Genomic DNA, 12,212 nt, shown 5'->3' on the forward strand with positions numbered 1-12,212 from the left:
TCCGTTTGCTACTCATTTAATTCCCTTGAGAACTCAGTTGTAAATTACTTTTTAAAAAATCCTTTGCAGTTGTCTTGGAGGAGTTTTTTCTGATCTTACATGAAGATTCACCCCACAGCGATCATTGATCCAAAAGCAGAGCTCCACGAATCCGTGGAAGTAGGTCCGTTTTGCGTTATTGATAAAGACGTAAAAATCGGAGAGGGAACGGTTCTTGATTCCAACGTCCGAATTTATTCAGGCACACATATCGGCAAATTCAACAAAATTTATTCCGGTGTTGCACTAGGCGGAATCCCTCAGGACTTAGGGTTCAAACCTGAAACAAAAACCTATCTTGAGATAGGCGATCATAATACGATTCGGGAAAATTGCGTTTTCCACAGAGGAACCAAAGAAAACGGATCAACCAAGATTGGGAATGATAACTTCCTAATGGGAAATATCCATATTGCTCACGACGTGATCTTGGGAGACAATAATATCATTGTACAAAGCAGTATGCTCGCAGGCCATGTTGAAGTAGGAAACAAGGTATTTATCTCAGGTCTTGTAGGTGTGCATCAATTTGCAAGAGTGGGAGATTATTCCATGATTGCCGGTCTTGCGAAAGTAGTGAAAGATGTTCCTCCTTATTGTACGATTGACGGAAATCCTGCAACAGTCATCGGACTCAACTCCGTCGGTTTGAAAAGAGCGGGACTTTCTTCCGATGTTCGCAATGCGATCAAAAGAACATACAAAACCATCTATCACAGCGGCCTCAACACAAAACAAGCATTAATCGAACTCAAAAAAGAGACCAACCCGATCCAGGAAGTAAAACACATCATCGAATTTTTTGAATCGGGCAAACGTGGTGTAACCGACCATAGAGCCATAGGCGGTGGTGGTTCGGAAGAATGAGGGTTCTTGTAACTGGTGGTGCCGGCTACATTGGAAGCCATATTGTTTTAGAACTGATGGAACTTGGCCATAACATCCTGGTTGTGGATGATATGGCAAATGGAAACGAAGCCAATCTGTTTCCCGGAAACGAATTCATCAACGGTCATATCCAGGATCCGAATGTCCTAAAAGAAATTTTCTCCCGTCCTGTAGATGCTGTTTTTCATTTTGCAGCATGGAAGGCAGCGGGTGAATCCATGACCAACCCGTCAAAATACACGCTCAACAACTTAAACGGGACTTTCCAACTAATATCCGCTATGTTAGAGAATGACTGCAAATACATAGTATTTTCCTCTTCTGCAGCGGTTTACGGAACTCCTCAGTATCTGCCTTTGGATGAAAAACATCCTCTATCTCCTGAGAATTACTACGGCTATACGAAACTCTGTATCGAAGAAAACTTACGTTGGTTTGACCAATTGAAAGGTCTGAAGTCCGCTTCTTTACGGTATTTCAATGCAGCAGGCTACGATACCAAAGGAAGGGTTCGAGGAATCGAAAAAGCTCCGGCGAATCTTTTGCCAATCATTATGGAAGTCGCTTCCGGGCTGCGCAAAGGATTCGAAATTTACGGAGATGATTACGATACTCCTGACGGAACTTGTGTTAGGGATTATATCCACGTATCCGATCTTGCCACTGCTCATGTATTGGCATTGAAACAAATCATGGAAACTAATCAAAGTTTGACGGTCAATCTCGGATCTGAATCAGGTTACTCCGTCAAAGAAATGGCGGATCTTGCTGAAAAGGTAGTCGGAAAACCGATCGCCCACAAAATCGTCGGAAGACGTGCAGGTGATCCGGCAAAGCTACTCGCCTCTTCCGCAAAAGCAAGATCTCTACTAGGCTGGAAACCCATCTACAGCGATGCCGATACCCTTCTTTCCAGTATGTGGGAATTGTACCGAAACCTTTAGTAAAATTTAAACTTCAAACTGAATATACAAAATAAGAGGTGCTAACAATGTTTTGGCGCCTCGTATTTTTTTCAATTTCCAGTTTTTGTTTGTTACACGACCGCGCTCTTCGCTTCAATCAGACGTAAAACAAGTAAAGTTGATCCATTCTTAAATACGGAAAGCAATTCTCGCGGTAACGGAGGCCAAGGATGGCCGGAGTTTTTTCGTCGGAACAGGATGTTCCGCGAAAAAGAGCGGGGAATGTTTTCCGTTTGATTTCCGCTGCGATCGCTGGCGCGGGACGATTCGGCAAAAAGGCGAACTTTTTGGAAAAAATTTTGCAATGAATAGGATTGGGATCGAAGGAATAGGGAATTTATGTTAGGCGGTTATTTGCAGCCCACGACCCTCACCCCCCAACCCTAAAAAGGGAGGGGGCTCGATCGATTCCCCAAGAAAACTATGTCACATCCGTATTCTATCCGCCACGGATTGCAGCGGAAATCATGAACATATATTCACTCTTTAACAAGGAGAACACATCTCGCGGTGGCGAAGGCCAGGATGGCCGAAGCTTTTTCGTCGGAACAGAATGTTCCGCGAAAAAGAGCGTGATTTGTTTTCCGTTTGATTGAAGCGAAAAGCCGGGTCCCACGAAGTGGGAGGCGCCATTGTGTTTAGTTTAAGGGATAGAAATGCCCGCGCAATCGGCATTGATGGATTGAACATAATCGATTGCGCGATCACCCAATACAGCAGCGCCAAAAAAACTACCGGCAAGATTGATCTTCTTTTCCCGAAAAGATTTTACCCATTCTTTTTGCAATCTGTTGGAGATAGGAGCATAAGACCAATGCCATTTTTCTTCATGGTATCCTTTTCCTCCGCGTTTCGCCAATTCATTGTAAGGTTGGCAAAATCCGAATCTGGAAGCGTTCTCTTTCATCCAATCGTAAAGAACCTTGCCCTTACCCGAATTTTCAAAATAAGAATTTTCTAATGCATTGATATCAAAATCAGTTCCCCAATGGTGTCTTGAAGTGCCGGGTGCACTCGAAAATTCCAAGATAAGAGAAATGATCTCTTCGGGAGTTTTGTCTTTGATAGGTTCCCGCATAACTTTCTTGCCGGTATACTTTGACTCCCAAATTCCCTTCTGATGGGAAAAATTTCGAAACGAAGATACAAGAAAGATATGCTGTTTGTAAGCAGAAGGTTTGCTTTCTTCGAAGGCTGTGATCATTTTTAAAAATGCTTTTTTTACTTCCGGTCTGAGATAATGATCTTTTGAAGTGTCATCCGGTTGAACCTCGGAAAGTATATTCAGAGAATTGAATTTCCCGGTAAGATAAGATTCTTTTTCCACGCCCAAATATAAATTTTCAATTTGTTGCGGCTGGGACTGAACGGACGGATCTCCACAAGAAATACAAATGAAAAATACGATGAACACCAAAACTTTATACATAAAAATCCTTAGACGAAACATATTTCAAAACAGTTTGGGAGTCAATTCGCAAATAAAAATTTGCCTTCTTGAAAACGAGATTGGATTTCCCATTTTTCCGTATCATCTCCGTTTGCAAATTCCGTTGCATCTTTTTTTGCATCCTCAAGTAAATTGCGATCATGCACCAAATCGGCAATTTTAAATTCGGGAAGTCCACTTTGTTTTACGCCTAATAATTCACCGGGCCCTCTGATTTCCAAATCTTTTTCGGAAAGCGCATAACCGTCATTAGAATTTACAAGCGCGTTCAAACGTTCCATAGCATCGTCACTGATATAATTTCCCGTCATCAAAATACAATAGCTTTCCAGATCACTTCTTCCCACTCGTCCCCGCAACTGATGCAATTGGGAGATTCCGAATCGATCCGCATGTTCCACCACGAGTATGGTTGCATTGGGAACATCCACTCCTACTTCCACAACGGTTGTCGTTACTAAAATTTGAATTTTATTCTGTTTGAAAGCAGCCATAACAGTATCTTTTTCGGCGCTCTTCATCTTTCCGTGCAAGAGTCCCACTTTCAAATCGGAAAAAATATCCTTACTCAATTCCTCGTGCGCTTTGGTACAAGATTCCAAATCCAATTTTTCGGAATCCTCTACCAAAGGATAAACGATATAACATTGTCTTCCTTCTTTTACATACTTTCGAATGGAATTATAAACACCTGCTCGGCGGTCTTCTTTGTACCATCTGGTATCAATCGGTTTACGTCCGGCAGGTTTGGAACGGATATTTACCAATTCCAAATCCCCGTACAAAGTCAAACAGAGCGTTCTGGGAATGGGAGTCGCGGTCATCGCCAGAATGTCGGGATTTTTTCCTTTGGATCGGATCGTTTCCCTTTGATCGACTCCGAATTTATGTTGTTCATCAATTACGACGAGTCCGAGATCTGCAAATTGAACATCGTCCTGAAACAAGGAATGAGTTCCCACAACCAAGGAAGATTCTCCGTTTTTAATCCTTGCCAACTTTTCCGCTCTGGTCTTTTTATTTTCGCCACCTAGCAAAAGTTCAATACCGAGGAACGGCATATTTCCCAAAAACTTGTAAATAGTTTCGAAATGTTGTCTGGCTAAAATCTCGGTAGGAGCAAGAAAGACCGTTTGTATGCTATTGTCAATATAATGAAGTGCAATGAGTAATGCGGTGATCGTTTTGCCCGATCCCACATCCCCTTGAAGGAGAGCCGCCAAAGGAGCGTCTTTCTTAGTGGATTTTAAGATGCTGTCAACAGCATTCTTCTGATCTTCTGTCAGAGAAAAAGGAAGATTTTTCAAAAGGCTTTCGGCACTTTTGGATTTCGGCAAAGGCCAAAGTACACGTTTGACTTTTTCTCTTTCCTTTTGTTTGTACAACAGCAACAACTGAAAGTAGTATAACTCTTCATAGGCGAATCTTTGTCTGGCCGGTTGAATGGACTCCATTGTTTCCGGAAAATGAATGATCCTGATGGCCTCATCCCGATTCATAAGATTTCTTTTTTTTATGACTTTGGTCGGCAAATTTTCAGGAATGGCACCCTGTTTCAAAATCGAATCGATCGCTTTTCGGAATCCTTTCGAATCAAAACCCTCTTCTTTCAAAGCTTCCGTAGAAGGATAAAGAGGAATGATCCTTCCCACATGCAATAGATCGTTTTCATCTTCATGTCCGTCGGTTAACAACTCATATTCAGGATGTAAAATCTGATAACCTTTGAAGTATTCCAATTTTCCGGAAACAACTAACTTACGGTCAACGGTAAGCAGTTTATTAAAAAAATTGACCCCCCGAAAAAAAACCAGATTCACCCGTTCATTGTTTTGAGTACGAAATCCCACAATCAGTCTGGATTTTCTGCCGTGAACCAGATAAGAATCCGAGATGGATCCGAGTAGTGTCACAACATCACCCTGTTTGAGAATGATGTCCTTTGTAAAATTCCGATCCAGATAACGACGAGGATAAGTCGTGAGAAGATCGCCGTAGGTTTCTATTCCATGCGATTTTAAAACTTCCAATCTTTTGGGACCGATCCCTTTGATCGAAGTAATACTCTCGTCTAAATTTATTTTCCCCATCAGAGTTCCGGTTGTTCTTCCGGTTTATTATGAATTGAACCGGAGTCCTGTTCCAATTGCAGATAACAGTATTTGCATCCGTAGATTTGTGCCTGTTTTTTGCCTTCCGAATTGATTTGGCTGGAAATGGCCGCATATAAAAACTCATCTTTGCGGAGCAATGTTCCACAAACAGGGCAAAGGCGAGGTCTTGGAACATCGGGGTTCCAATCTTTTGAGTATACTTTTTTAGGATCGGCCCCGCGGAATAGATCGTCTTTTGCCTTTCGTATTTTTTCCTTTTTGTCCAAAGAACGGTTGTCTACGGCAGAAAGCGCATAGAGAAAAAAACCAATCGTAAACAGAACACCACAAATAGTAACAAATGTTACCATATCAATTCTCGCGTATAAAATCTTCTGAGCTGACTTTGGAAATCGGGTTTTGGCGGATCAATTTGAGATTTTTTTCCGAACAGTCCACTTCAATCAACTGATTCCAGCCTTCGTCTGTTGTTTGGCAAAGATTGGTTTGAATTACTATTTTATCTTCTATGAATATTTCCGCAAAATACCCGCCTTCCTGGAAACCATGAACGGAGTCCACCGGACCGAAGTTAGATGGATTCAGATAAACGGTCCCCCTTTTTTTTACTACACCCTGGTCTTCATGCACATGACCTGAAACCACGAGAGACGGGGAATAATCGTCCAAATATCTGCGAATCCCCTGACTTCCAATATTTCCCACACCGGGAATTTTATCTAAAAATCCGTAAGCAGGATTGTGAATCACACAAATATCAGGCTCTTCTTCACGAAAAAAATCTTCGGGTTCGCTATAATTTTTGCCATGTTTGGTGTATTCATGAAAAACAACGGCTAGTTTTTCCGGAATCCCGGAAGTCCAAACAGGTGCTCCTCCATAACCGGAGAATTTCAAACCCTTAAATTCAAAATTTTTACGATGGATGTCTCTTTCGTAAAGCTCGGTGTATTGGAGATCCAGATCGTAATTCCCCGGCAAACAGTATACAGGCGACTTTGCATATTTGCGAATTAGCTTTTCAATGATCTCGTATTTGTCCTTCATTGTCTTTGCGGCGATTTGATAAAGATGACGGTAAGTATGCGATTTTTCCACTATCGCCGCATCGTATTTTTCAGGGAAACGGATCGCCTTGGTTGTAAAATCATAAGGAGTGATATCGTCTTTCTTTTCATTTAACAGATAATACAACTCTTCCTGAACTCCGCAAAAATCAATGATGCGATCGTAAGAAAAGAAGGCTTTGTAAATGATATCGCCTGAAAACAAATAAAGATCGGCTTCCGTATTCTGCAATATGGCTTTTAACCCGTGAAGACCATCATGAATATCCGTTAAGTAGATGATCTTCATAAAATTTTACGATTTTCCCCAGAGAAGCAGAGGAACATCTCTATCTTCTTCTATATAATCAATCTTTACATACTCAGGCCCGAAAAAATCCACAAGCGGTTTCAGAATAGTTCCCGAACGTACAAAGAAATAAATTTCAGAATTGTCTGCGACGAGATATTGGATTTCAATATTTCCCGCAATGGATGGAACAAGTTCCAAAAAATATCTCAGGTTGATTCGAATTTCCCATTGAAGGCTTGTTAGAGATAGGAGATGGGGAGATGATTTTAAAATTGAATCTAGTACTTTCTTTTTGTGAAACGGTTCCACCTTTCCAAACCATCTTACAAAATCAAAACGCCTCGGTTTCGTATCCCAAACCCGATACCCGATGATTTTACAGTGAGCCTTATTGTCTTTTACAAGGACAGGTTTCAATCTTACCCGGTAATGGATGGCTTCCACACCGAGAAAACGGGCAACCCAAAGCCAGCCCATCAGATAAACTCCCGTCAGGATAATCTCCCCGTTAGCAGATGTTATTTCCAAGGTTTCCAGGTCCGGTTCTTGGTCGATGATTTCAGTCCGAATGACAGTTCTTATGTTTTTCAATAAGAGCGTGACTTTATAATTACTCTTTGGAACCACTTTTTGTGGCAAGAGTAGGTTCAAAGGATTGAAACGGAAGAGATCCGTTAAAAGCATAATTTAAAATTATTTTCTATTGCCTTTTTGGAAAGCAGATTTAAGATACTGAACTCATGAAGATCGGAGTAATTGGCTCGGGAAGTTTTGGCACCGCACTAGGTAGCATCCTTGCGGATAAAGGGTATAATGTGATTCTTTGGACTCGCAATCCGGATCAGGCAAAGTCCATCAATGAAAACCATATCAACAACAAACATATGCCGGATTTGGTTTTGCCGGACCTGCTTAAAGCGAGTACGGATCTCATTGAAGTTGTCAAAGACAAAGATATGATCGTCTCGGCACCCCCTTCCCATGCTTTGAGCGGGATTTTAAAGGAAATCAAAGACCATATTCCTAAAAAAATCCCGATCGTTTCAGCATCCAAAGGAATTGAAAACGAAACCCTCCGCCTTGTATCCGAAATCTTCGAATCGGAATTGCCCGGTTCCTTTCATTCTCAACTTTCCTATCTTTCCGGTCCCAGTTTTGCCAAAGAGATGGTTCGCAAAGTCCCGACCATCGTTTCCATTGCCTCTAAAAATGAAGCCACTGCAAAACGAGTTCAAGAAATATTCAGTTTCAAATATTTTCGCACTTACTGGACTCCCGATGTGGTGGGAGTGGAAGTCGGAGGTGCTTTGAAAAACGTTATCGCCATTGCTGCGGGAGTTGCCGACGGATTGGGTTTCGGCCAAAATACAAGGGCGGCCCTCATAACACGCGGGTTAAATGAAATCACCAGACTGGGATTGAAGATGGGCGCGGATCCGATGACTTTTCTAGGTCCCGCCGGGATGGGGGATTTGGTTCTCACTTGTTGCGGAGAAGCATCGCGTAACAGAACGGTAGGTTTTCGTTTGGGCAAAGGCGAAAAATTAAAAGATATTTTAGGATCAATGAATGAAGTCGCGGAAGGAGTCAAAACCACCGAGTCTGCAAAAAATCTAGCCGACAAACTGGGAGTGGAGATGGCGATCACCGGCGAAGTCTACAAAATGTTATACGAAGACAAAGACCCTAAAGAAGTGGTGAAAGATCTGATGGGAAGGGATCTGAAACGGGAAGGGGTTTAAAATCTGATTTTTTAAACGCGGATGTTTATGTTTAAAGATATTTTACTCATCGGCCTGGGGGGATTTCTCGGAACAATGGGTAGATATGCCTTAAGCACAATGATCAATCATCAGATGAAATCCTTTTTCTTGGGAACATTTGTAGTCAATGTGCTCGGCTCTTTACTCATCGGTATCTTTTACGGCTGGGGAGAAAGCCGCAGTTGGATGAATCCACAAACCAGAATATTATTAACTTCGGGTTTTTGCGGAGGATTCACAACTTTCTCCGCATTCGCTTTTGAAAATGTAAAACTGATTGAATCCAATTCGTTTTCCATTCCGGCACTTTATATCATAACCAGTGTATCCGTCTGCATTTTCGCCGGATACGCCGGCTATCAACTAACTAAGTAAAAATCTTCCAAATCAAAAATGCAAAACAGACTACCTGTGTGACGTAAGCCGTAAAACGGATATCGACTGCCCGAGAGGAACCTGAGATAATATGAGTGACCGATTGGAAGACTCTTGCACCGATTATAACCAAAGTAACATTTCCGAACACATTGTCCGCACTTCCTGTCAATGTCGCAACGATTACAATAGTAGCGAAAATCGGCAGATTTTCCAGACAGTTGGCATGTGCACGGTTGAGTCTCCAATAACGTTCCGGTCCGTGTTGGATGCCTGCAGGAAATTCATTGGATTGTTTTTTTCCGAGTAATACTTGAACGGTTCGATAACCGACCAAACTTAAGCCGAGTCCGATCGTCCAGATAACAAAAAGAAGGAGGGAGATAATCTCTAGATTCATATGTTGTTTACTTGATTCCTTTTGAATTCATACATCCGGCGAGTATTCCATTTTCAAAAAGAATACTTTATCAGATGTTTAGAATCGAGCTAAAGTATAATGGATTTCCAAAAGATGAAAAGAAAAATTTATATCCTTTCGAGGGATTCTATTCATTCATCATTGATGAATATAATTGATTTATAAAATTTCGGATTTGATCCGGGTCCAAACGGAAATCCAAGAACCGGTGAAAAAATGATCTTTTGCAGAAGGAATGGTTTCTGTGCTGATACCGGCAAGTTTCGCAGTCTCAACGGTTTTGAATATAGGGAACCAATCGTCAGAAGTAGGAAGAAAAATCTTAACCGGTTTTTTTGCCTCTGATAAAGAATCGTTCACTGCAAAACCGGGTAAAAACAAATTCCGAAGAAAGAGACTCAATCTGGAAAAACGAATCTTAGAATTGAGAACGGGAAAATCCAAACCATCCACTTCTCCCGATTCCAACCAATCGGAACTGCCAAGTGTTCGAAGTGTTAGTTCATTTTGCAATAAGATCGTTTCTTTTTTCAAGTCACTCGACTTTTCATCAGTCATCAACAAATCCAAAAACTGTCTGATGTTTCCCTTTTCATATAAATAAAAAAGACTCAATCTGCTATCCAGAATGGGAGATAAAAGATAACGGCCGCTAAAGTTAATTCGATCTTCCATCATCAGAAGTGCTGCCCCTCCTCCGCTATGTCCGATCCCAATCGTGGGAAGATGTATCCAATTTTTTAATTTCAAAAACTCAAGAATATCTTTAACTGCTGTTTGTGGGTTATAAGTTCCACCGGAATTCCCGTGAGAAGGGGGATTGTATCGAATGATGGCGTAGTCTTTCGCTGCAAGTTCGGATTCTTTCAAACGAAAGGAACGCGCGTTTCCTCCGGTAGACGGCCAGATCAATAGGAGCTTTTTCGGATCCGTAGATCCGGATGTTAAAATTTCAAGTTGGTTCAAAGTTGGTGGTACGGCTCAAATGGAAATCACAATCTTTCCAAAATGGGAGCCCGATTTCAAATAATCCAACGCCTCTCTTGTTTCTTCCATAGGAAAAATTCTATCGACAACAGGCTTCAATCCGCCAGATTCAATGGCTCGATTCATTTCTTGAAACGCCTTACGCCCACCCACAACAATTCCTTGGATTTTGATATTATTCATCACGGCAGGAAGTAGATTCAATTCTCCGGAACGTCCGGCGAGAATACCGATCAAATGAATCACACCAAACGGTCGGCAGGCGGCGATCGACTGTTCCAAAGTTCCCGCCCCTCCTACCTCTACAATATGGTCAGCTCCGTTTTTTTCCGTTAGATTGCGAACTTCCTTTCCCCAATCAGGTGTCTCTTTGTAATTAATACAAAAATCAGCTCCCAAAGATTTTGCCTTTTCTATTTTTTCATTGCTGGAAGAAGTCAAAATTACTTTTGCACCGGAGAGCTTGGCAAACTGCAATCCGAAGAGAGAGACTCCTCCCGTTCCTTGGATCACAACTATTTCTCCTGCCACCAAACGACTGTAAACATGAAAGGCGGACCAAGAAGTAAGAGCCGCACAAGGCAATGTCGCACCTTCTTCAAAACTTAAATGTTTTGGCATTTTAACAAGCCCTGATTCGGGAAATAAAATGTATTCCCTAAGTGTTCCGTCAATAGGACCACCTAACGTGTATCTCATCTCCTGATGAGTTGCCTTATCGGCTATCCAGTGTGGGGCAAATGTAGCCAATACCCGATCTCCCGCATGAAACTCACTTACTCCTTCTCCGATTTCAATTACCTCGCCTGCTCCGTCACTGCAAGGAACCATAGGAGTGGGAAATTTGGGATTGTATTTGCCTGTAATGACCAGATTGTCCCGAAAATTTAAAGAAGCTGCACGCATCCGGACAAGCACTTCTCCCTTGCTTGGTTTGCCAGGCAAGGGAGTATTTATTAATTTGAGATTTTCAATTCCGAAAGAGGAAAGTTGGATTTGTTTCATAGAAAGATTCGGTTACTAAAATAAAAATTTTTGATTTTCCTTGTCAATGAGATTTGAGAGAAGAGCTAACTCGACGATCGAACCAGCCTTACCTACGTTGTCAGTAGCTGAGCCTTCGAAGAAGGCGTTAGTGTCGGAGCCCGAGCAAGGGTGAACGCAGTGAATCCCGCAGCGTAGCGGTAAGGCGTAGTTATGCGAAGTAGAGGTATTTAACCGACTTTCTTAAATTCTTCATTCACTTTTTCTGAAAGTAAAATTTTGATGAGCGATTGATAAGGGACATCATTTTTATTCGCTAAGGTTTTAAGTCTTTCTAATAAAGCTTCAGGCAATCTGAGAGAGATCATTTTAGTAGAAGGTTTAAGGTTAGGGAATGTTATTCTCTCCGGATTTTGAAAATCGAAAAAATCAGTAGCTTCATTTTTATCCCAAAATTCAATTTCGTCGTCAGTAGATTTGAATTTAGGGATTTTCTTTTTGATAGTTTTCATAAACTTTTCTCTCTTTTTTACTCATATCTCTGACAGAAATAATTCTAATTTTATTATTACGTACAGTGAAAACAGCGAATAGCCTTCTCGAAGAGTTAGTAATTCCTAAGGCAGCAAATCTTACTTCTCTTTCGGAATGATTTTCATCATGTGCAATAAGTATAGGTTCATTAAAGAAAATTTCTTCAATTTCTCCTGGTTTAACTTTATGTTTAATCCAATTTTTATCAATATTCCCATTATCCCACTCGAAACCTTCAATTAAGGAGAAATCAGGCAGTTTCATGTATATTTCTAATATATACAGAATTTATTACTGAATCAATTAATTTTTCCTTATTTTATTCCCCCTTTG

The 12,212-nt window shown here is 41.3% G+C and carries 14 protein-coding genes; 4 read left to right on the forward strand and 10 right to left on the reverse strand.

Annotated elements, in window-relative coordinates:
- The first annotated feature begins 99 nt into the window (after positions 1 to 99).
- Together lpxA and galE are read left to right on the forward strand one after the other, a co-directional pair.
- A complete protein-coding gene (gene lpxA / locus EHS11_RS11580) occupies positions 100 to 906 on the forward strand; it encodes an acyl-ACP--UDP-N-acetylglucosamine O-acyltransferase (protein WP_135764574.1) in 807 nt (268 codons plus the stop codon).
- A complete protein-coding gene (gene galE / locus EHS11_RS11585) occupies positions 903 to 1,871 on the forward strand; it encodes a UDP-glucose 4-epimerase GalE (protein ID WP_135764575.1) in 969 nt (322 codons plus the stop codon). Before lpxA ends, galE begins: the two co-directional genes overlap by 4 nt.
- A 664-nt stretch (positions 1,872 to 2,535) precedes the next feature.
- On the opposite strand, the gene EHS11_RS11590 is transcribed toward galE, so the two are convergent.
- The 5 genes from EHS11_RS11590 to EHS11_RS11610 are packed head-to-tail and all read right to left on the reverse strand — an operon-like array spanning position 2,536 to position 7,499.
- Positions 2,536 to 3,321 carry a M15 family metallopeptidase gene (locus tag EHS11_RS11590; RefSeq protein ID WP_246047820.1) on the reverse strand — a complete coding sequence of 262 codons (786 nt, stop codon included), beginning with the start codon at positions 3,319 to 3,321 and terminating at the stop codon, positions 2,536 to 2,538.
- A 41-nt stretch (positions 3,322 to 3,362) separates the two neighbouring features.
- The gene (gene recG, locus EHS11_RS11595; protein WP_167884420.1) at positions 3,363 to 5,432 is read right to left on the reverse strand and encodes an ATP-dependent DNA helicase RecG; all 2,070 of its coding nucleotides are present in this window, start codon (positions 5,430 to 5,432) and stop codon (positions 3,363 to 3,365) included.
- Positions 5,432 to 5,806: a hypothetical protein gene (locus tag EHS11_RS11600; RefSeq protein WP_135764578.1), complete on the reverse strand. Its 375-nt coding sequence runs from the start codon at positions 5,804 to 5,806 to the stop codon at positions 5,432 to 5,434. Before EHS11_RS11600 ends, recG begins: the two co-directional genes overlap by 1 nt.
- A 1-nt stretch (position 5,807) precedes the next feature.
- Positions 5,808 to 6,812: a metallophosphoesterase family protein gene (locus tag EHS11_RS11605; protein WP_135764579.1), complete on the reverse strand. Its 1,005-nt coding sequence runs from the start codon at positions 6,810 to 6,812 to the stop codon at positions 5,808 to 5,810.
- A 6-nt stretch (positions 6,813 to 6,818) separates the two neighbouring features.
- Positions 6,819 to 7,499 carry a hypothetical protein gene (locus EHS11_RS11610; RefSeq protein ID WP_135764580.1) on the reverse strand — a complete coding sequence of 227 codons (681 nt, stop codon included), beginning with the start codon at positions 7,497 to 7,499 and terminating at the stop codon, positions 6,819 to 6,821.
- Between the two features lie 56 nt (positions 7,500 to 7,555).
- On the opposite strand from EHS11_RS11610, the gene EHS11_RS11615 reads away from it, so the two are divergent.
- Both EHS11_RS11615 and crcB read left to right on the forward strand, forming a co-directional pair.
- On the forward strand, positions 7,556 to 8,557 hold the full coding sequence (locus tag EHS11_RS11615) for an NAD(P)H-dependent glycerol-3-phosphate dehydrogenase (RefSeq protein WP_135764581.1): 1,002 nt from the start codon (positions 7,556 to 7,558) through the stop codon (positions 8,555 to 8,557).
- Between the two features lie 27 nt (positions 8,558 to 8,584).
- Positions 8,585 to 8,953, forward strand: a complete 369-nt coding sequence (gene crcB / locus EHS11_RS11620; protein WP_167884421.1) for a fluoride efflux transporter CrcB — start codon at positions 8,585 to 8,587, stop codon at positions 8,951 to 8,953.
- On the opposite strand, the gene EHS11_RS11625 is transcribed toward crcB, so the two are convergent.
- The 5 genes from EHS11_RS11625 to EHS11_RS11645 form a co-directional block, all read right to left on the reverse strand.
- Positions 8,946 to 9,353 carry an MAPEG family protein gene (locus tag EHS11_RS11625; protein ID WP_135764583.1) on the reverse strand — a complete coding sequence of 136 codons (408 nt, stop codon included), beginning with the start codon at positions 9,351 to 9,353 and terminating at the stop codon, positions 8,946 to 8,948. The genes crcB and EHS11_RS11625 overlap by 8 nt on opposite strands.
- A 180-nt stretch (positions 9,354 to 9,533) precedes the next feature.
- Positions 9,534 to 10,340, reverse strand: coding sequence for an alpha/beta hydrolase family protein (locus tag EHS11_RS11630; protein ID WP_135764584.1), 807 nt, complete (start codon positions 10,338 to 10,340; stop codon positions 9,534 to 9,536).
- 15 nt (positions 10,341 to 10,355) lie between these two features.
- Complete coding sequence (locus EHS11_RS11635; protein WP_135764585.1) at positions 10,356 to 11,366, reverse strand: zinc-dependent alcohol dehydrogenase family protein; 1,011 nt, start codon at positions 11,364 to 11,366, stop codon at positions 10,356 to 10,358.
- A gap of 209 nt (positions 11,367 to 11,575) precedes the next feature.
- Positions 11,576 to 11,857, reverse strand: a complete 282-nt coding sequence (locus EHS11_RS11640; protein WP_135764586.1) for a BrnA antitoxin family protein — start codon at positions 11,855 to 11,857, stop codon at positions 11,576 to 11,578.
- On the reverse strand, positions 11,829 to 12,143 hold the full coding sequence (locus EHS11_RS11645; RefSeq protein WP_167884422.1) for a BrnT family toxin: 315 nt from the start codon (positions 12,141 to 12,143) through the stop codon (positions 11,829 to 11,831). The genes EHS11_RS11640 and EHS11_RS11645 overlap by 29 nt, the downstream gene beginning before the upstream one ends.
- Positions 12,144 to 12,212: the final 69 nt, after the last annotated feature.

This window comes from Leptospira ilyithenensis (assembly GCF_004771005.1).
Classification (GTDB): Bacteria; Spirochaetota; Leptospiria; order Leptospirales; family Leptospiraceae; genus Leptospira_A; species Leptospira_A ilyithenensis.